The sequence below is a fragment of the Cellulosimicrobium sp. SH8 genome, assembly GCF_025818875.1.
Classification (GTDB): Bacteria; Actinomycetota; Actinomycetes; order Actinomycetales; family Cellulomonadaceae; genus Cellulosimicrobium; species Cellulosimicrobium cellulans_D.
This window is the reverse complement of the sequence record NZ_JAMXMH010000004.1, coordinates 73,326-92,834: the sequence shown is the minus strand read 5'-3', so window position 1 is coordinate 92,834 and position 19,509 is coordinate 73,326. Positions and strand designations below refer to the sequence as shown.

The 19,509-nt window shown below is 76.7% G+C and carries 12 protein-coding genes; 2 read left to right on the top strand and 10 right to left on the bottom strand.

Annotation, left to right across the window (positions count from 1 at the left end; translation table 11 throughout):
* Nucleotides 1–16: 16 nt before the first annotated feature.
* The 3 genes from NF338_RS07035 to NF338_RS07025 are packed head-to-tail and all read right to left on the bottom strand — an operon-like array spanning nucleotide 17 to nucleotide 6,406.
* Nucleotides 17–3,679, bottom strand: a complete 3,663-nt coding sequence (locus NF338_RS07035) for an error-prone DNA polymerase (protein ID WP_264030121.1) — start codon at nucleotides 3,677–3,679, stop codon at nucleotides 17–19.
* Nucleotides 3,672–5,387 carry a DNA polymerase Y family protein gene (locus NF338_RS07030; protein WP_264030120.1) on the bottom strand — a complete coding sequence of 572 codons (1,716 nt, stop codon included), beginning with the start codon at nucleotides 5,385–5,387 and terminating at the stop codon, nucleotides 3,672–3,674. The genes NF338_RS07035 and NF338_RS07030 overlap by 8 nt, the downstream gene beginning before the upstream one ends.
* Nucleotides 5,384–6,406 carry a hypothetical protein gene (locus NF338_RS07025; RefSeq protein ID WP_264030119.1) on the bottom strand — a complete coding sequence of 341 codons (1,023 nt, stop codon included), beginning with the start codon at nucleotides 6,404–6,406 and terminating at the stop codon, nucleotides 5,384–5,386. The genes NF338_RS07030 and NF338_RS07025 overlap by 4 nt, the downstream gene beginning before the upstream one ends.
* Nucleotides 6,407–6,776: 370 nt before the next feature.
* On the opposite strand from NF338_RS07025, the gene NF338_RS07020 reads away from it, so the two are divergent.
* The gene (locus NF338_RS07020) at nucleotides 6,777–7,358 is read left to right on the top strand and encodes a YbaK/EbsC family protein (protein ID WP_264030118.1); all 582 of its coding nucleotides are present in this window, start codon (nucleotides 6,777–6,779) and stop codon (nucleotides 7,356–7,358) included.
* An 81-nt stretch (nucleotides 7,359–7,439) separates the two neighbouring features.
* Here NF338_RS07020 and helR read toward each other — a convergent pair whose 3' ends face one another.
* The 5 genes from helR to NF338_RS06995 all read right to left on the bottom strand — a co-directional run bounded on the left by helR (nucleotide 7,440) and on the right by NF338_RS06995 (nucleotide 15,306).
* Complete coding sequence (helR, locus tag NF338_RS07015) at nucleotides 7,440–9,707, bottom strand: RNA polymerase recycling motor ATPase HelR (protein WP_264030117.1); 2,268 nt, start codon at nucleotides 9,705–9,707, stop codon at nucleotides 7,440–7,442.
* A 251-nt stretch (nucleotides 9,708–9,958) separates the two neighbouring features.
* Nucleotides 9,959–10,951: a siderophore-interacting protein gene (locus NF338_RS07010; protein WP_264030116.1), complete on the bottom strand. Its 993-nt coding sequence runs from the start codon at nucleotides 10,949–10,951 to the stop codon at nucleotides 9,959–9,961.
* A gap of 80 nt (nucleotides 10,952–11,031) precedes the next feature.
* The gene (locus NF338_RS07005) at nucleotides 11,032–13,065 is read right to left on the bottom strand and encodes an iron ABC transporter permease (RefSeq protein ID WP_412846382.1); all 2,034 of its coding nucleotides are present in this window, start codon (nucleotides 13,063–13,065) and stop codon (nucleotides 11,032–11,034) included.
* Nucleotides 13,066–13,319: 254 nt separating this feature from the next.
* On the bottom strand, nucleotides 13,320–14,318 hold the full coding sequence (locus NF338_RS07000; protein WP_087472259.1) for an ABC transporter substrate-binding protein: 999 nt from the start codon (nucleotides 14,316–14,318) through the stop codon (nucleotides 13,320–13,322).
* Nucleotides 14,319–14,445: 127 nt separating this feature from the next.
* Nucleotides 14,446–15,306 (bottom strand): ABC transporter ATP-binding protein, encoded by an 861-nt coding sequence (locus NF338_RS06995; protein WP_412846300.1) that lies wholly within the window; start codon nucleotides 15,304–15,306, stop codon nucleotides 14,446–14,448.
* Between the two features lie 151 nt (nucleotides 15,307–15,457).
* Here NF338_RS06995 and NF338_RS06990 point away from each other — a divergent pair, with 151 nt between their 5' ends.
* Nucleotides 15,458–16,219, top strand: coding sequence for an alpha/beta fold hydrolase (locus tag NF338_RS06990; RefSeq protein ID WP_264030114.1), 762 nt, complete (start codon nucleotides 15,458–15,460; stop codon nucleotides 16,217–16,219).
* Nucleotides 16,220–16,229: 10 nt separating this feature from the next.
* Here the strand turns inward: NF338_RS06990 and NF338_RS06985 are convergent, their stop codons facing one another.
* Together NF338_RS06985 and NF338_RS06980 are read right to left on the bottom strand one after the other, a co-directional pair.
* A complete protein-coding gene (locus tag NF338_RS06985; RefSeq protein WP_264030113.1) occupies nucleotides 16,230–18,446 on the bottom strand; it encodes a HelD family protein in 2,217 nt (738 codons plus the stop codon).
* Between the two features lie 101 nt (nucleotides 18,447–18,547).
* A complete protein-coding gene (locus tag NF338_RS06980) occupies nucleotides 18,548–19,429 on the bottom strand; it encodes a TrmH family RNA methyltransferase (protein WP_264030112.1) in 882 nt (293 codons plus the stop codon).
* Between the last annotated feature and the right edge of the window lie 80 nt (nucleotides 19,430–19,509).

Below are 19,509 nucleotides of genomic sequence, written 5' to 3'. Positions count from 1 at the left end.
CCGTAGCCCCACGCTGTCAGTGGAAGTCGCGCGACGTCGTCGCGACCTGGAGCGAGAGCGGGGCGAGGTGCTCCGCGACGAGGTTCGTGGCGCCGTCGGCCCGCTCGAGCCGCCCGCGCACGACGAGCGCCGCGGAGCCCCGCGCGACCTTCCGGAACCGCTGCCAGAGCCCGGGCGAGCACACGACGTTGAGGATGCCCGACTCGTCCTCAAGCGACAGGAACGTCACGCCCCCGGCGGTCCCGGGGCGCTGGCGGTGCGTGACGACGCCGCCCACCGCCACGCGCGACGACGGGTGCGGGCGCGTCCCCGGCACCTCGCCCGCCGCGCGCTCCGCCTCGTCGACCTGCTCGATCTGCCGCGACACCTCGACCGCGCCGACGACCGTGAGCACGCCCGCCGCGGTCAGCCCGTCGCGCACGTACTGCGTCGGGTAGGAGTCGGCGGATACGCCCGTGGCCCACACGTCGGCGACAGCGGTCTCGACGTCGGTCATTCCCGGCAGCGCCGGTGCCTCGACCCCGACGCTCACGCCCGGCAGCGTCCCCGGGCCCTCCTGCGCGAGCGCGCCCGCCGCCCACAGCGCCTCGCGCCGGGTCATGCCGAGGCAGTCCGTCGCCCCGGCCGTCGCGAGCCCCTCGAGCTGGGCGGTCGTGAGGTCGACGCGTCGCACGAGGTCGCGCAGGTCCCGGAACGGCCGCCCCTCCCCCGGTGCCCCGCGCGCCGCGACGACGCGCTCGGCCGCGTCCTTCCCGAGCCCGCGCACGCTCGCGAGCCCGAGCCGCACCGCGAGCGTCTGGTCGGGCTCCGGCCCGAACGCGGTGTCGACCCGTACCTGCCCGCCGAGCATGCGGCTGTCGCCCGTCCGGGCGCCAGGACGATCGGTGTCCGCAGGGTCGGCGGGCGCAACCGCACGGTCGGCGGGCAGCCGCTCGACCGTCGCCTCGACGTCGGACGCGTTGACGTCCGGGCGCAGCACCGTGACGCCGTGGCGACGCGCGTCCGCGACGAGCGACTGGGGTGAGTAGAACCCCATGGGCTGCGCCGCGAGCAGGCCGGCGTAGAACGCGGCGGGGTGGTGCACCTTGAGCCACGAGCTCGCGTAGACGAGGAACGCGAACGAGTACGCGTGCGACTCGGGGAACCCGAAGTCGGCGAACGCCTTGAGCTTGTCGTAGATGGCCTCGCGCACGGCCGGGTCCGTGACCCCCTTCTTGCGCATCCCGTCCATGAGCCGCCCGCGCAGCTCCTCCATGCGCTCGACCGACCGCTTGGACCCCATCGCGCGCCGGAGCTGGTCGGAGTCCTTGGGCGAGAAGCCCGCGACGTCGATCGCCATCTGCATGAGCTGCTCCTGGAACAGCGGCACGCCGAGGGTCTTGCCGAGCGACTTCTCCAGCAGCGGGTGCAGGAACGTCACCTTCTCCCGCCCCCGCGCGCGGTTGATGTACGGGTGCACGGACCCGCCCTGGATGGGCCCGGGGCGGATGAGCGCGACCTCGATGACGATGTCGTAGAACTTTCGGGGACGCAGCCGCGGGAGCGTCGCCATCTGCGCGCGCGACTCGACCTGGAACACGCCGACGGTGTCGGCCGCGCACAGCAGGTCGTACACCGCCGGGTCGTCCTCGGGCAGCGTGTGCAGCGCGAGACGTGGGCCGCCCTCGTACCGCTCGACCAGGTCGAACCCGATGCGCAGCGCCGTGAGCATCCCGAGGCCCAGGAGGTCGAACTTCACGAGCCCCGCGTCCGCGCAGTCCTCCTTGTCCCACTGCAGGACGGTGCGCCCCTCCATGCGCGCCCACTCGACGGGGCACACCTCGATGACGGGGCGGTCGCACATGACCATCCCGCCCGAGTGGATGCCCAGGTGCCGCGGGAGGCGCAGCATCCGGTCGGCGAGGTCGAGCACCGCGTCCGGGATCTCGCCCTCCTGGGCGGCCGACGGCGGCCGGTGCGCGGGCACGACGTCGTGCGTGTCGTCCGCGCGCAGGACGTCGCCCTCGTCCACGGCGAGCGGGTCGACGACGCGCGCGCCCCGGCCGGTGAGGTCGGGCGACCAGTCGCGGCTCCCCCACAGGCGCGACGTCGCGGCGTCCTTCCGGGCGGTGCGCGTCGTCACCTCCGGCGCGGCCGAGCCGGTGGGCCCCGGGGTCTTCGCCGCGATCGCCCGCTCCTTCGCCGCCCGGTCGGCCGCGGGCGACGACGGGTCGGGGCCGCGCAGCGACCCCCACCGCTCGATGGACTTGCTCCACGCGTCGGCCTGCCCGACGTCGTACCCGAGCGCCCGGGCCGCGTCGCGCACCGCGGACTTGGGCCGGTAGGAGATGACGTTCGCGACCTGCGCGGCGTGCGTGCGCCCGAACTTCCCGTAGACGTGCTGGATGACCTCCTCGCGCCGCCCCGACTCGATGTCGACATCGATGTCCGGCGGGCCGTCGCGCTCGGGCGCGAGGAAGCGCTCGAACAGCAGCCCGTGCTTCACCGCGTCGACGGCCGTGATGCCGAGCGCGTAGCAGACCGCGGAGTTCGCGGCCGACCCGCGGCCCTGCGCCAGGATCCCGTTCACCCGGCAGAACTCGACGAGGTCGTAGACCACGAGGAAGTACCCCGGGAAGTGCAGGTCCTCGATGACGCGCAGCTCGTGGTCGATCTGCGCCCACGCGCCCGCGATCTTCTCCTGGCCGCGCGGCCCGTACCGGTTCTCGCCGCCGCGGCGCACGAGCTCGCGCAGCCAGGTCGCCTCGGTGTGCCCGTCCGGCACCGGGTACGGCGGGAGGTCGGGCGCGACGAGGTGCAGGTCGAACGCGCACTCGTCCCCGAGCGCGGCGGCGGTCGCGACGGCCTGCGGGTGCCGGGCGTGGCGCGCGAGCATCTCCCTCGCCGTGCGCAGGTGCGTCGTCGGGGCACCGGGGAGCCACCCGTCGAGGTCGTCGAGCGACGAGCGGGCGCGCACCGCGGCGAGCGCCCCGGCGAGGTCGGCGTCGCGCGGGTGGGCGTAGTGCGCGGCGGTCGTCGCGACGAGCGGTAGCCGGGCCTCGGCGGCGAGGTCCGCGAGCGCCGCGTGCAGGTCGGCGTCGCGGGGGTCGTCGGTCGCGGTGATCTCGACGGCTACGTTGTCCGCGCCGAACACGGCGACGAGCCGGTCGAGCTCGCGGCGCGCCGCGGCGCGCCCGGACGTGACCAGTGCGCGCCGCACGGAGCCCTTGCGGCAGCCGGTGAGCACGAGCCACTCGCCCGCGCCCTGCGCGCCGAGCGCGTCGAGGTCGTAGCGGGCGGCGCCCTTGGTCCCGGTCGCGAGGTGCGCGGTGGCGATCGCGCTCGACAGGTTGCGGTAGCCCTGCGTCCCCCGCGCGAGGACGAGCAGGTGGGTCGAGCGCGGGTCCGGCACGCCGGTGGGCGGGTCGAGCACGGGCGGCCCCGCGGGCGTACGCCCGTGCTCGACGACGGGCAGGTGCAGCTCGGCGCCGAAGATCGTGGGCAGCCCGACCTTGCGCGCGGCCTCGGCGAACCGCACGACGCCGTACAGGCCGTCGTGGTCGGTGACGGCGAGCGCCGACAGCCCGAGCCGCGCGCCCTCGGCGGCGAGCTCCTCGGGGTGCGACGCGCCGTCGAGGAAGCTGAACGCGGAGTGGGCATGGAGCTCGGCGTACCGGGGAGCGGTCGTCCGGTCAGTCATACAGGCCCTCCACGGTCCACCGCCCGCGGGCGCTCGCGAGGAGGAGCCCGCGGCCGTCGTCGAGCAGGACCTGGACGTGCACCCGGCGCCGCGGCGCGGGGGTCCACCAGCGCTCGGCGAGCGGCCACGGCCCGGCCCAGTCCACGACGGCGCGCGCGGACCCCGGACCGGGCAGCGCCGCCTCGCCCCGGGGTGCCGCCGGGCGGCGCGGACCCTCCTCCGGCGCGGCGGCGGGCCACCGCACGGTGACGGGATCGCCGCTCATCGCGAGGCGCGCGTCGACGACGACGGGCCGCCCCGCGGCGTCGAGCACGACGACGTCCTGCGGCTCGACGGGCACGACCGCCGGCGCGGGGCTCGGCAGCGCGCCCGGCCAGGGCAGGGCCGGGTCGCGCGGGCGCGCGACGTCCTCCCCGAACGGCACGAGGTGCACGCGGTCGGTCGCGTCGCGACCGCCCTGGACCTCGACGCGCAGGACGGCGTCGCCGCCGAGGATCCCCTGCACGCGCCCGAGCGCGCGGTGGGCCCGCGCGTCCTCGCCGCTCGACGCGCCCCACAGGCGCGGCTGCTCCGCCCCCGCGGGGACGACCTCCTCGGCCGTGAGGGACAGGCGAGCCAGCGGCGCGACGCCCGGGACGACGTCGGCCCCGCCGACCGAGCCGTGCTCGCCGCCACGACGCGCGGCCCGGGCCGCACGCCCGGCGCGGACGGACGTGGTGGTGAGCCAGCCCTCGAGCTGCCACCGGACCTTGTCCGTGAGGCGCGCGGGGCTCATCGCACCCGGCCCGTCGAGCCGCCAGGTGCGCTCGAGGTCGTCGCCCTCCGTGGTCCGCGCGGTGATGCGCAGCCGCCCGGCGACGAGCGAGCGCGCGACGAGCTGGTCGTGCAGGTCCTCGGAGAGCCGCCGCGCGGCGAAGGTCGCGACGTCGACGCGCTCGGCGGGCGGGTCGAGCTCGGTGCTCACCGCGACGTCGGGCTCGACGCGGCGCCGCGCGGGCGGACGCAGGTCCTCGCCGCGCGCGAGCCGGTGCGCCCACGCGCCGAGGTCGCCGAACCGTCCCTCGACGGTCGCGGGCGGCAGGGCCGCGAGCGCCCCGAGGGTACGCACGCCGAGCCGGCCCAGGAGGTCCACGAGCTCGTCGATCGCGACGGCGGCGTCGGGGCGGGCGGCGACGTGCGCGAGGTCGCGCGCAGGCCGCGGGGCGAGGAACGCGGCGGAGCCGCCGGGCGCGACGACGGCGGCGTCCCGCGCGGCGAGCACGGCCGCGAGGATGCCGTCGGCGACGCCCACCTGGCTCTCGTGCCCGGTGCGCTCGGCGACGCGCGCGACGAGCGCCTCCGCGAGCGCGGCGTCGGACCCGTGGTACCGGCTCGCCCCGGCGGCGGGCAGGAGCAGCAGGCCGGGCCGGGTGATCTCCAGGCCCGCGACGACGGTCTCGGCCGCGAGCGCGACGGGCTCGAACTCGCGGGCGTCGCGCGCGTCGTCGACGTCGAGCAGCTCGAGCTCGGGGCAGCACTCGCGGGCCCGACGGCGGCGCATGCCCCGGCGCACGCCCTGGGCGCGCGCGGTCGCGGAGACGGCGACGACGCGGCGGCCGTCGTGCGTCGCGGCGGGGACGTGCGCGGGGACGTCGCGCACCGCCATCGCCGCGAGCACCGGCCAGTCCGGCACCCACAGGGCCGCCGTGCGGGTCGGGCTCGTGCTCATCCGACGAGCCGGAGCGGGGAGGGCCGGTCGGGGTCGACGACGTGGGCGGGGACGGGGCCGGCGACCCCGACCTCGGCGTCGGGCCGGGTGCCCCGGGCGCCCTCGGCGAGGAACGCGGGCCAGTCCTCGTGGACGAGCGGGAGCTCGACCTCGACCCGCGTGGGGCGCGCGGCACCCCCGCGGCCCGCGCGCTCGACGACGAGCGTGCGCCGACGCAGCCAGCCCGCCCCACGGTCCGCGCCGGACCAGCCGCCGCCCGTCACGGTGAGCACGACGTGCGCGCCCGGCCACGCCGTGGCCGCGACGAGCAGCGCCCCGCGCTCGCGTGCGCGGCCGGTGAGGCGGCGCCGGTCGGTGTCGGTGAGGGCGGCATCGGGTCCGACGACCACGACGTCCAGGCCGTCGACGAGCGCCGCGATCGCGAGCGCCGCGTCCGGTCCCGGCCGCGGGACGAGGACGACGCGGTCGAGGTCCGCACCGGCGTCGGCGGCCGCGAGCAGCCCGACCGCGGGAAACCCCACCGCGGCGGTCCACGCCCCGGCCCGCGACGGCCGCGCCACGAGCGCGAGCAGGAGGCTCGTCGACCCGCGCACCGCGACCACCGTGCCGCGCTGGAGCCCGCCGAGCGGCAGGAGCGGGGCGAGCGCGTCGTGCACCGGCCACGCCCGCTCGTCGGGGATCACGTCCCGGCTCGGGTCCCGCATCGCGACGTGGCGGCCGCGGGCGTGCGCCGGGCGCTCGGCCGGCGCGACCGTCGGCGCGGAGACGGCGGCGCGCGGGGCGTCGGCGAGCAGGACCGTGTCGGCACGCGGGACGTCGGCGAGCGGGACCGTGTCGGCGCGCGGGGCGGCGTCCGGTGCCGCCGGGACCGCGGGTGCGACGACCGGGCGGTGTCGGCGGACGCCCGTACGCTCCTCCGCACGGCGCAGGACGGCGCGGGCGCGCTCGGCCTTGTCGACGGCCGCGGCCGTCGGGCCTGGTGCCCCCGCTCGTTCGGCGGGGTCGGCGAGAAGGGTCATCTCGCCTCCCGGGGATGCTGCTCGGACGGGACGCGCACCGCGCGTCGACTGCTGGGGGCGTCGTTCTGCACCCCGCCATCGTTCGAACAGACGTTCGAACACTTCCAGTGAACGACCGCCGTCGCGGGGTGTCAACTCCGCAGGTGAGAGCCGTCACCTTCGTCCGAGATGCCCGCCGCAACCCTCGACCCACGCTCGAGGGTCGACCGAACCTTCGACCTCTACCTGAGCCTCTCCCTCCCGCTGAACATGGGGTCGCAGCCCGTCCGGCGTGCGGGGTGAGCCACGACCGCATGCTCGCGGGCGCAGGGGCATGCTCGGCAGCCGGTCCTCGCCCGCACGAGCGGTCCCGGGATGGCAGGCTGGCGCCATGGACGCCCGCGCCACCCTGCCCACGCTCGGCTCGCTCACCTGGGAGCCGGCGCTCGACCACCTCGACCTCGTCGCCCCCGTGACCGCGGACGCGCTGCGCCGCTGGGCCGAGGCCGACCCGGACGTCGCGGCGCTCGTCGCGGTGACGGAGATCGACCCCGACCTCGCGGACACCGCGACGCTCAACGCCGCGTTCGACCTGCCCGTCGAGGCGTCGGCGAACTGCGTCGTCGTGGGCGGCGCACGCGCGGGCGACGAGCGGATCGCCGCCGCCGTGGTGCGCGCGCACACGCGCGCCGACGTCAACACGCGCATCCGCAAGCTGCTCGACGTGCGCAAGGCGTCGTTCCTGCCGACCGACCGCGCGACGGCCGAGTCCGGGATGGAGTACGGCGGCATCACGCCCGTCGGGCTCCCGGAGGGGTGGCGCGTGCTCGTCGACTCGCGCGTCGTGACCGACGGCGCGCACGCGCTGATTGGCAGCGGCGTGCGGCGCTCGAAGCTGCTGCTCCCCGGCCACCTGCTGGGGCGCCTGCCCGGCGTCGAGGTCGTCGAGGACCTGGCCGTCCCGGTCGCCTGACGAGGCGCACCCTCCCGTCGGGCACGACCGGAAGGCCGTCGGGCGCCCCGACGACCCTGGGGTCGTGCTCGGCGCCCGCGCTCAGCGATCCAGGACGACGAGCCGCTGCGTCGCGCGCGTCATCGCGACGTAGCGGTCCACGGCGCCCTCGACGCCGTCGCCGAATCCCTGCGGGTCCACGAGGACGACGAGGTCGAACTCGAGGCCCTTCGCCGTCTCCGGCGTGAGCACCTGTACGCGCGCCGCCCCGTCCTCGCCGAGCCGCGCCGAGACCGACTCGGTCGACGCCGCGACGGACCCCTCACCACCGATCACGCAGGCTGTGCCCTCGGCGTGCTCGGCGAGCCAGCCGTCGAGCACCCCGTCGAGGTCCGTGACCGCTCCGTGGGCGACCGGGACGCCCGTGCTGCGGACCGACGTCGGGACGTTGGCGTCCGGGAGCGCCGCCCGGATGACGGGCTCCGCCGCCGCCATGACCTCCTGCGGCGTGCGGTAGTTGACGCTCAGCGACGCCTCCGCGACCCGCTCGAACCCGACGCGCCCGAGCCGCTCGCGCCACCCCTCCGCGAACCCGTGACGCGCCTGCGCACGGTCCCCGACGACCGTGACGCTGCGTGACGGGCAGCGGCTCAGCACCATCTGCCACTCGGCGTCGGTGAGCTCCTGCGCCTCGTCGACGACGACGTGCGCGAACGGGCCGGCGAGCCGGTCGGGCGTGGCCGTCACCATCGCCCCCTCGTCGACGAGCGCGTCGCGCAGGTCCTGCCCCTTGAGCATCGTCATGACCATGAGCTCGCTGTCGTCGGACGCGACGAGGTGGTCGACGACGTCGTCCATGCGGGCCCGCTCGGCAGCCGCGGTGGCCTCGTTGCGGCGGCGACGACGCGACGCCTCCGGGTCGCCCAGGCGCTGCCGGGCGGCGTCGAGCAGCGGCAGGTCCGCCGTCGTCCACGCCTGCGCGTCCGGGCGCTGGAGCGCGCGCGCCTCCTCGGGCGTGAGCGACGGCGCGCACAGGCGCAGGTAGGCGGGCACCGACCACAGGTCGGCCACGAGGTCCGTCGCCTCGACGAGCGGCCACGCGCGGTCGAACGCGGCGCCGAGCGCGCGGTGGCCGCGCAGGGCGCGGCGCACGTCGTCGGCCGACAGGTCCCCGGCGTCCTCCGCGGCCCCCTCGCCCACCGTCTTGTCCACGAGGATCTCCACGAGCGCGCCCCAGACGTCGTCGCGCGCCTCGTTGTGCGGGGTGCCGGGGTCCACGGACTCGAACGCCTCCGCCCAGTCGGCGGTGGAGAGCCAGACGTCGGCCCACGGCGTCTCGACCTCCATGCCCTCGGTCGGTGGGCGCTCGGAGAAGCGCACCGCCGGCTCGATCGCGGCGACGAGGTCGGCGGACGCCTTGAGCCGGGCGACCTCCGGGTCGGTCTCCTCGCGCGCCGCGGCGCCCTCCGGGACGAGGTCGCGCAGCGTGCAGGTCTGCACGCCCTCCTCGCCGAGCCCGGGCAGCACGTCGGCGACGTACGCGAGGTACGGGCGGCTCGGCCCGACGACGAGCACGCCCCCGTGCCCGCCGCCCATCTGGGGATCGGCGTAGAGCAGGTAGGCGGCGCGATGCAGCGCGACGACGGTCTTGCCCGTGCCGGGGCCGCCGTCGACGACGAGCGCGCCGCGCGACCCCGCGCGCACGATCGCGTCCTGGTCCGCCTGGATCGTGCCGAGCACGTCGCGCATGCGCGGCGACCGGCTCGCGCCCAGGCTGGCGACGAACGCGGACTGGTCGTCGAGCGCCGCGCCCGACCCCGCGCCGTCGGGCACGAGCTCCTCGTCCCAGTAGTCCGTGACGCGACCGCGCGCCCACCGGTAGCGGCGCCGCGCCGCGAGGCCGAGCGGGTGCGCGGGCGTCGCGGCGAAGTACGGCTCCGCGGCGGGCGAGCGCCAGTCCACGAGCAGTCGCTCCCCCGCCGGGTCGGTAAGGCCCACGCGCCCGACGTAGACCGGGGCGGAGCCGTCGGCGAACGTCATGCGGCCCAGGCACAGGTCGACGCCGTAGCGCTGCAGGAGGCGCAGCCGCCCGCTGAGCCGGTGGATCTCCTGGTCGCGCTCGAGCGCCTCGGTCCCGCTCCCGCCGGGGGCGCGGCGCGCCGCGTCGAGGCGCTGCGAGAGGTCCGCGACGGAGTGCTCGAGGCTCGCCGCGATCGCGGCGAAGTGCCGCTCGTCGGCGGCGACCAGGGCAGGGTCGGCCTTCGCGGCGAGCCGCTCGGGGAGATCGAAGGTCTGCGCGGCGCCCGGGTTCGGACGTGCGGTCGGGTCGGTCGTGCGGTCGGCGGTCACGGGGGCGTCGGGCAACGTCATCAGCTCCGGTCCGAGATTGAGCGGGACGGCGCGGGCCGACGACGGCCCGCGCACGAACGGAGATTCTGCGCCTCCAGGGGGCCCTTGCCGCAAGACCCCCCGTGCGCTATACCTTGGAAAGGGAGGCCGGTCGGCCTCCCTCTTTCGTCCCCGTCCTCACCAGGTCAGACCGGGACCCGCGAGCCGAGATGCGAGAAGTGGCCCCTCACCGTGCACGGTGAGGGGCCACTTCTCTCGTCTCGTGGAGCGCGTCAGCTCTCGGCGCGGCCCTCGCGCCAGTAGCCCATGAACGCGACGGCGCGGCGGTCGACGCCGAGGTCGGTCACGAGGTGGCGGCGCAGCATCTTGATCGCGCTCGCCTCGCCCGCGAGCCACGCGTAGAGGACGGTGTCCTCCTCGAGCAGCCCCGGGACCTCCCAGAGGATCGACGCGTCGACGTCGACGTCCTCGAGGTCCTCCGCGGTGCGGCACTGGACGGGCGGGTCCGTCCCGAGGACGCCCGCGCCGAGGATGCGCGCGGCTGCTTCCTGGACGGCGGGCACGAGGCGCGCGCCGTGGGCGTCGTGCGGCCCGCCGGGGACGTCGTCGCGCGCGAGGAACGTCACGCGGACGCCGGGCGGCGTGACCAGGTCGCGCGCGTCGCCCACGTGCGGCACCTCGACGTAGACCTCGCCCCACGCGTCGGCGGGCAGGTCCTCGCAGATCGCGGCGATCGCGGGCAGCGCGGTCTCGTCGCCGGCGAGCAGGAGCGCGTGCGGGCGCGTCGGCGGTCGGAACTCGATGCCGCCGACGGGACCGTCGAACGTCGCGTCCGGGCCGAGCAGGACGAGCGGCGTGCCGACCTCGGCGGCCAGCGCCCAGCGAGAGGCGGGGCCGGCGTCGCCGTGCAGCACGACGTCCACGTCGACCTCGCGCGCCTCGGGGCGCACCGCGACGGTCGTGTAGGTGCGCAGCGGGTTGCGGCGCTCCTCGGGCTGGTCGCGCCACGCGGCGTACCAGGACTCGGCGTCGCGCACGAGGTGCTCGTAGCCGCCGTCGGGCGCGGGCAGGACGAACTTGATCCGCACGTCGAGGCCGGGGTCGCCGAAGAGGTCGAGCTCCGGGCCGGTGAACGTGAACCGCCGGAAGCTGGGCGAGACCTGCTCGACGCGCGCCACCTCGACGTCGAAGAAGCGCCACGGCGCGGTCGCCCGGGCGATGGGGCGACGGGCTCGGGTGCGGGGTGCGGCGACGGTCTGGCTCACACAGGTGAGGCTAACCTACGCACCCTCGGCGGGGTCAACCCGTCCGAGCCTCGGATCAGGCCCCGGCACGGTGAGACGCGTCACGCTCCCCGGCCGCGGCTGCGCCACAGCAGGTAGACGAAGTACGGCGCGCCCAGCAGGGCCGTGCCGAGGCCTGCGGGGATCTGCTCCGGCGCGATGACGACGCGCCCGAGCGTGTCCGCGACGGACACCAGGAGGGCGCCGAGCAGCATCGCGACGGGGACGACCCGGCCGTGCCGCGCGCCGACCAGCGCCCGCGCGGCGTGCGGCGCGACGAGGCCCACGAACGCGAGCGCCCCGATGGCGCAGACCGCGGCGGCCGTGAGCAGCGCGGCGGCCGCGAGGAGGAGCAGGCGCGTGCGGTCGAGCGCGACGCCGAGGACGCGCGGGGTGTCGTCGTCGAGCGCCAGGACGTCGAGGTCGCGACGGTAGACCGCGGCCAGCGGCGTGAGCACGAGCAGCGCGAGCGCGACGGGGATGAGCTGCTCGAGCGTGCGCCCGTACGTGGAGCCGGAGAGCCACGTGAGCGCGAGGTTCACGTCCCACGGCGCGACGACGACCACGAGGAGCGTGATGAGCGCCATGACCCCGGCCTGGGCGCCGATGCCGATGAGCACGAGCCGGTCGGAGCTGAGGCCGCCGCGGTAGGAGAGCCCGTAGACGAGCCCGAACACCGCGAACGCCCCGATGGCCGCCGCGGCGGACATGGGCCAGATCCCGACGCCCGGGACGAGCAGGATCATCGTCACGGCCCCGAGCCCGGCGCCCGACGTGACGCCGAGCAGGCTCGGCTCGGCGAGCGGGTTGCGGCACACGGCCTGGACGATCGTGCCGGCGAGCGCGAGCGCGGCACCGGCCAGGAGCGCCGCGAGGACGCGCGGGAAGCGCTGGTCGAGGACGAACGTCACGTGCCGCCCGGCGAGCCCGTTCCACCAGTTCGCCACGTCGCCCAGCAGCACGACCCGGTCCCCGAGCAGCAGGCCCGCGACGGTGGCCGCGGCGACGGCGAGCGACAGGACGACCACGACCACGAGCACGGCCCGCCGCGAGCGCGGGCGGGACAGCGCGCCGTGCGCGCCGCGCGACGACGCCGGCCCGGAGTCGCGCAGGCGGCGCGCGAGCCAGATGAGCAGGATCGCGCCGAGGACCGTCGTCACGATGCCGGTCGGCACGGCGATGGACAGCGTGCCCGGCAGCAGCAGGCGGAGCAGGACGTCGGCGCCGAGGACGACGACGACCCCGACGATCGCCGCGAACGGCAGGAGCAGCACGTGCCGACCGAGCCCGGGAACCCGGCGCGCGACGAGCCGCGCCACGACCGGTGCGGCGAGGCCGACGAAGCCGACCGGTCCCGCGACCGTCACCGCGATCGAGGCCAGGAGGACGGCCACGAGGACCGACAGGACGCGCGTGCGGCGCACGTCGACGCCGAGCACGGTCGCGGCGTCGTCGCCGAGGCCGAGGAGGTCGAGGCGGCGCGAGAGGAGCAGGGCGGCGAGGACGCCGACCACGACGACGGGCGTCGCCAGCGAGACCGTGCGCGTGCCCGACTGGACGATGGACCCGCTCCCCCACGCGAACAGGCCCATCGTCTCCTGCTCGAACAGCACGAGGAGGACCGTCGTCAGCGAGTGCAGCGCGAGCATGATCGCCGACCCGGCGAGCACGAGCCGGGTCGGGCCGTCGGCGCCGCCGCGCGCGAGGACGAGCACGAGCCCCGCCGCGGCGAGCCCGCCGAGGAACGCCAGCCCGCCCTGGAGGTAGAACGGGATGGAGATGCCGAACGCGGCGACGACCACGACCGTGAGGTACGCGCCGGCGTTGACCGCGAGCGTGTCGGGCGACGCGAGCGGGTTGCGCGCGACCGACTGGAGCACGGCACCGGCGACGCCGAGCGCGACGCCCAGGAGCAGGCCCGCGAGGAGCCGCGGCACGCGCGAGGCTACGAGGACGGCGACGGTCTGGTCGACGCCCTCGCCGCCGGTGAGCAGCCGCAGGAGGTCCCCCGGCCCGACGTCCGCCGTGCCCTGGGTCAGGTGCACGGCGGCGAGCACCGCCGCGACCACGACCGCGACGACGAACACGCCCGCGATCCCGAGGAGCGACGTCCGCGCGCGGGGCGCGGCCGCCGTCGGGCCTGCGGGCGTGCCGTCCCCGGTACCTCCGTCGCCGGTACCGCCCGGCCCCGGGACGACGGCCGGAGCCGGGTCCTCCAGGAGGAGGGTGTCCGGCTCCGCCGTCGTGCGCTGCTCCGGGCGCGTCACGATGTCCTCGTCAGCACTGTGGTTCTCGTCAGCCTTCTCGTCGTCCCGGTCGCGACCGCGCCCGGTGGTGGTGCGGACCGGTGTCAGGCCGCGGTGAGCGCCTCGACGACCGCGTCGGCGTAGGCCGCCGCGGACAGCGGGCCGCCGAACATCCAGATGCCGTCGGGCAGGCGGTGCACGTTCCCGGCCGTGACGAACGGGAGCTGCTCCCACACGGCGTTGCCGGCGAGGCCCTCCTCGAACGGGTTGGCCTCGGACTCGCTCGCGACGTAGAGGAACTGCACGTCACCGAGCTGCGTCAGGCCCTCGACGTCGGTCTGCGCGAGGCCGTAGTCCGGGTCCCCGCCCTCGGTCCAGGCGTTGACGAGCCCGAGCTCCTCGCCGATCGCGCCGAAGAACGAGCCGGGCGTGTACATGCGGATCGAGACGGCGCCGTTCGTGATCCAGCCGTCGGCCATGACGAAGTCGACGCCGCCGACGCCGGCCTCGTCGAGCGCCGCGGTGGCCTCGGCGATCTTCGCGTCGTAGGTCTCGAGCGCGGCGGCCGCCTCGTCCTCGCGGCCCGTGACCGTGCCGAGCGTCTCGACCGTGGAGCGCATGTAGCCGATCGGGTCCTCGCCGTCGGAGCCGCGCAGCGCGAGCACCGGCGCGACCTCCTCGATCTGGGCGATGACGTTCTCCGGCAGGTCCGTCGTCGTGACGACGAGGTCCGGCTCGAGCGCGGAGATCGCGTCGAGGCTGGGCTCGCCGCGCGTGCCGACGTCGGGCGTGCTCGCGTCGATCGGCGCGACCGTGTCCCACGTGTTGTAGCCCTCGACGTCCGCCTGGCCGACGGGCTCGATGCCGAGCGCGACGAGGTTCTCCGTGAGGCCCCACTCGAGCGAGACGATGTCGGTCGCCGGGGCGTCGAGCGTGACCTCGCCACGCTCGTCGGTGACGGTGACCGGGCCGGACGCCGTGTCGGTCGTCGCCTCGGCGTCGTCGGCGGCCGCGGGGTCCTCGGTCGTGCCGCACGCGGTGAGCGCGAGCGCCGTGGCGAGCGCGAGGGCGCCCGCGGCGAGGGAACGGGTGGTCGAGCGCATGGGTGTCCTTCGGGTTCGGTCGGTGCCCGGGCCGTGCTCCGTCGGGCGGGCCGGTGGGCCGCGCGTCGGGGCCGGGCGGTGGGTCGGTGCGGGGTACGTCGTGGGGTGGTGCGTCGGGTGGTACGGGTCAGACGAGGACGGCCGCGTCGAGCCGCGCTGCGTGCCGCCCGAGCGGCTCGCAGCACGTGCGCCCCGTGAGGGGGTGCGTGTAGACGTCGACGTGGATGCCGTAGACCTCGGTGAGCAGCTCGGACGTCAGGACCTCGTCGGCGGGCCCGGTGGCGCGCACGACGCCCGAGTGGAGCAGGACGACGCGGTCGGCGACGGCGGCCGCCTGGTTGAGGTCGTGCAGCACCACGCCGACGGCCACGCCGTGCTCCGTCGCGAGGTCGCGCACCAGGTCGAGCAGCTCGACCTGGTAGCGCAGGTCGAGGTACGTCGTCGGCTCGTCGAGCAGGAGCACCTGCGTGTCCTGCGCGAGGCACGTCGCGAGCCACACGCGCTGGAGCTCGCCGCCGGAGAGCTCGTCGACGCCGCGGTCGGCCATCGTCGTGATGCCCGTGACGTCCATGGCGTGCGCGATCGCGCGCGGGCCGTCGGGGTCGTTGGCGCGGAACCGACCGCGGTAGGGGTGGCGCCCGTAGGCCACGACGTCGCGCACGCTCACGCCCGACGGCGTGGGCCGGCTCTGCGACAGGAGCGTCACCCGCCGGGCGAAGTCCTTGGGGTGCAGGGCGAGCGCGTCGGGCGCGTCGTCGAGCGCGACCGTCCCGGCGTCGGGGCGGTGCAGGCGCGCGAGCGAGCGCAGGAGCGTCGACTTGCCCGAGCCGTTGGGCCCGATCAGGGCCGTCACGGCCCCCGGGGCGAGCTCGAGCGCGGCGCCGTGGACGACCGTGCGCGCGTCGTAGGACAGCCGCAGGTCGTGCCCGGCGAGGGCCGGGGCGCCGGGCGCTCCGGCCGGGCTCGGGGCAACTGAGGTTCCACTCACATAGGTGAGGCTAATCTATGTCGCCGCGTCCGAACCAGCCCCTTGCCACCATGTGACCGGGCTCACCAGCGACCTCCGACCGTGCCCTCGGGACCGGCCGGGACCGGCGGGCGCCCTCGCGCGGCCCCGCCCGGCGGGCCATGCTGGGGCGGTGACCGAGCCCCCCGGCCGGGCCCCGCGCCCGGACGCCCGCCCCGCGCCGCGGACGAGCGCCGGCGCGAGCCCGCGGACCGGGCTGCGCCTGCGCGAACGGGCGGTGGACTACGCGTACGTGGCCGGACGCCAGGTCGCCGCCGCGCTGCGCCCTCGGCGGCCCGTCCCGACGGGTACGGGCGAACGCGGGACGGTCGTCCTCCTGCCCGGGGTGCTCGAGACGTGGCACCTGCTCGCGCCCGTCGCCGAGGCTCTCGCCGCCGCGGGCCACCGCGTCCGCGCCGTGCCCGGCCTCGGGCACAACCGGCGCCCGTTCGCCGAGGGCGCCGAGCTCGTGGCGCGCCTCCTGGAGGACGAGGACCTGCACGACGTCGTCCTCGTCGCGCACAGCAAGGGCGGCCTCGTGGGCAAGCGCGTCATGCTGTCGGCCGCAGGCGCGCGCGTCGCCGGCATGGTCGCGGTCGCGACGCCGTTCAACGGGTCGAGCTACGCGCGCTACGTCGTGGGCCGCACGCTCCGTGCGTTCTCGCCCCGGGACGCGGCGCTGCTCGCGCTCGCCGCGGAGCGCGGCGTGGACGCCCGGATCACCGCCGTCTACCCGCGCTTCGACCCGCACGTCCCGGAGACCGGGCGGCTCGAGGGCGGGCGGAACGTCGAGCTGCCGCTCGCGGGGCACTTCCTCCCGCTCGGAGAGCCGGCGCTCGTCGAGGTCGTGGCGCGGGAGGTCGACCGGCTCGCCCGGTCGACCTCCCGTGAGTGAGCCGGCGCGGTCAGCCGGTGCCGGACGGCGCGCCCACGGTGACGCGCGCGAGCTCCTGCGTGCACCGGGTCATGGCGACGTACAGCCCGTTCCAGCCGCGCGGCTCCGCGGCGATGCCGTCCGGGTCGACGACGACCACCGCGTCCCACTCGAGCCCCTTCGCCTCCGACGTGCTGAGCACGGGGACGCTGTCGACGGCGGTGCCCAGGTGCCCGAGCCGGTCGCGCGGCGCCACGACCCCGACGGAACCGCCGTCGTACCGCTCCACGAGGCGCGCGACCTCCGCGGCGACCGTCGCGCCCAGGCTCGCGCCCGGAGCATCGGCGGGCACGACGACGTCGTGCGGCGCGACCCCCGCGTCGCGCACCGCGCGGGGCGGCGCGTTGCGGCTGCCCGCCGCGCGCAGCACCGGCCCGACGAGCTCCATGACCTCGCGCGGCGTGCGGTAGCAGATCGTCAGGTCCGCGCGGTGCCAGCGCTCCCCGAAGACCGGGCCGACGACGTCCGCCCAGTCCGTGTGACGGTGCGGCGCCTCCGTCTGGTCGACGTCCCCGACGGCGGTCACCGACCGGGTCGGGCAGCGGCGCAGCACCATGTGCCACTGCATGGGCGAGAGCTCCTGCGCCTCGTCGACCACGACGTGCCCGTAGACCCAGTCGCGGCGGGTCGCGGCCCGCTGCGCGAGGAACTCGCCCTGCTCGCCCGGGGCGTCGGGGGTGCCCAGCGCGTCGGCGAGCGCGTCGAGGAGGGGGACGTCGCTCGGCGCGAGCGTCGCCGGCTCGCCCGTCACCCGGCGGACCTCCACGGGCGCGAGCTCGGGCGCGTGGCGGGCGAGAAGCACGCCGTCGCCCAGGAGGTCCGCGAGCGCCGTGCTGGCGTCGACGACGGGCCACCACGCGTCGAGGACCGCCGTGAACTCGCCGTCGCGCGCGAGCTCGCCGCGCAGCCGGTCGAGGTCGTCGTCCGTGAGCTCGCCGTCGACGTCGCCGCCGCGCGCGCCGGTGGTCGGGGCTCGGTCGTCGCGCGCGGCGAGCCCGGCGTCGATCTTCCCGAGCACGTCCTCGAACCCCTCCTCGACGCGTTCGAGCAGCTCCGCGTGCCGCGCCGCGGCCTCGTCGACGAGAGCGTCGAGCACGAGGTCCACGGCTCGACGACGCGCGGCGAGCACGCTGCGCCCGCCCGCCCGCGCGGCGCGCAGGACCTGCCCCACGCGGGCCGCGTCGAGCGTCAGCGGCTCGCCGTCGAGGCGCACCGTCAGCGCCCGCGCGTCCGGGACGAGAGCGTCGGCGTACCGGGCGACGACGCCCTGCCACAGCGCACGCCCCTTGATCTCGGCCACGTCCCGCGACTCGTCGCGCTCCGGCACGACGCCGGGCACGAGCGTGTCGCACGTGGCCGAGACGACGGCCGTCTCCCCGAGCGCGGGCAGCACCTGGGCGACGTACTCGAGGAACCGCGACGACGGGCCGAGCAGGAGCACGCCGCGCTCCGCGAGGTGCGGGTGCGTGAACAGCAGGTACGCGACGCGGTGCAGCGCGACGACCGTCTTGCCCGTGCCCGGGCCGCCCTGCACGACGAGCGTCTGCTCGGCCGGGGCGCGCACGATCGCGTCCTGCTCGACCTGGAGGGTCGCGACCGCGGTGCCCATGCGGCCGGTCCGGCGCTCGGACAGCGCGGCGAGCAGGGCGCCCTCGCCGACAAGGCCGTCCTCGTCGTCCGCCCCGGCCGCCGACCCGTCGAGCGGCTCGTCGTCCACGCCGGTGACGCGCTCCCCCGCGGTCCGCACGTGCCGGCGCCGCGCGAGGCCCTGCGGCTCGCGCGCGGTCGCGGTGTAGAAGGCGCGAGCGCCCGGGGCGCGCCAGTCGAGCACGAGCGGGTCGGCGTCGGCGTCGGGCGCGGCGATCCCGACGCGCCCGACGTGGCGCGTGACGCCCTCGACGGTGTCGACGCGGCCGAAGACGAGCCCGCTCTCCGCCCGCTCGAGCTCGTTGCGCCGACGGCGCAGCCCGGCCCGCCGCGAGCGCTCGACCACGTCCTCGGCACCGGGCAGGTCAGGGTCGGCGGGGAGGGCGAGCTGGTCGTCCAGCTCGGCGAGGAGCTGGGCGCGACGCGCGAGCGCGGCGTCGAGATGCCGCTGCTCCTCGGCGACGGCGAGCGACGCGGCGTCGGAGGGAGCGGCGTGGGACGGAGCGGTGTCAGACAGGGACGGGGAGGGCTGGACCGGCACGGAACCTCTTCTCGTACGACGTACGGACACGGGCCCAACGCGCCGTCGCGCCCGATTGTTCCCGGAGGCCGGGGTCGCCTCCGCGACAGGGCGCGGCGCGGTCAGGGCACGCGCGTCCCCCAGAACGCGACCGCCGACGCCGCGGCGACGTTGAGCGAGTCCACTCCCCCGGCCATGGGGATCGTCACGACCCGGTCCGCCGCCGCGATCGCGCCGCGCGACAGCCCGTCGCCCTCCGTGCCGAGCACGAGCGCGAGCCGCTCGGGCGGGTCCGCGACGACGTCGTCGAGGCTCACCGCGTCGTCGGCGAGCGCGAGCGCCGCCACCGTGAAGCCCTCCTCGCGCAGCACGTCCAGCCCGCCCGGCCACGTCTCGAACCGCGTCCACGGCACCTGGAACACCGTGCCCATGCTCACGCGCACCGAGCGTCGGTACAGCGGGTCGGAGCAGCGCGGCGAGACGAGCACGGCGTCCACGCCGAGCGCGGCGGCCGAACGGAAGATCGCGCCGACGTTCGTGTGGTCGACGACGTCCTCCAGCACGGCGACGCGTCGGGCCCCCGTCCCGCCGCGGGCGGCGCCGAGCAGGTCGTGCACCGACGCGAGGGGCGGGCGGTGCATCGCCGCGAGCGCCCCGCGGTGCAGGTGGAACCCCGTAATCGCCTCGAGCACGTCGGGCGCGCCGACGTAGACCGGGACCTGCTCGCCCGTGCCGCCGGGGGCGTCGTCGACCGGCAGGGCGGCGATGTCGTCGGCCAGGTCGTCGAGCCAGCGCTCCGCCATGAGGAACGACCGCGGCCGGTGTCCCGCGGCGAGCGCGCGCCGGATGACCGTCGAGCTCTCGGCGATGTACAGGCCCTTCTCCGGCTCGTGCTTGGACCGCAGCGCCACGTCGGTCAGCCGGTTGTAGTCCGCGAGGCGGTCGTCGGAGGGGTCGGTGACGTGCACGACCCGCAGGTCGGCCCGGGTGCTGGTGTCGCTCACGCGTCGATTCTCCCAGCAGCGCCGCGCGTCTCCGTCACGTACGCACCTCCGGGCGGAGGAGGTGACGAGGGGTGAGACCT

What these genes read in the sequence shown, in the direction of transcription:
- NF338_RS07035 (WP_264030121.1), bottom strand. Translation starts at nt 3,679, where the DNA reads ATGACTGACCGGACGACCGCTCCCCGGTACGCCGAGCTCCATGCCCAC.
- NF338_RS07030 (WP_264030120.1), bottom strand. Translation starts at nt 5,387, where the DNA reads ATGAGCACGAGCCCGACCCGCACGGCGGCCCTGTGGGTGCCGGACTGG.
- NF338_RS07025 (WP_264030119.1), bottom strand. Translation starts at nt 6,406, where the DNA reads ATGACCCTTCTCGCCGACCCCGCCGAACGAGCGGGGGCACCAGGCCCG.
- NF338_RS07020 (WP_264030118.1), top strand. Translation starts at nt 6,777, where the DNA reads ATGGACGCCCGCGCCACCCTGCCCACGCTCGGCTCGCTCACCTGGGAG.
- helR (WP_264030117.1), bottom strand. Translation starts at nt 9,707, where the DNA reads ATGACGTTGCCCGACGCCCCCGTGACCGCCGACCGCACGACCGACCCG.
- NF338_RS07000 (WP_087472259.1), bottom strand. Translation starts at nt 14,318, where the DNA reads ATGCGCTCGACCACCCGTTCCCTCGCCGCGGGCGCCCTCGCGCTCGCC.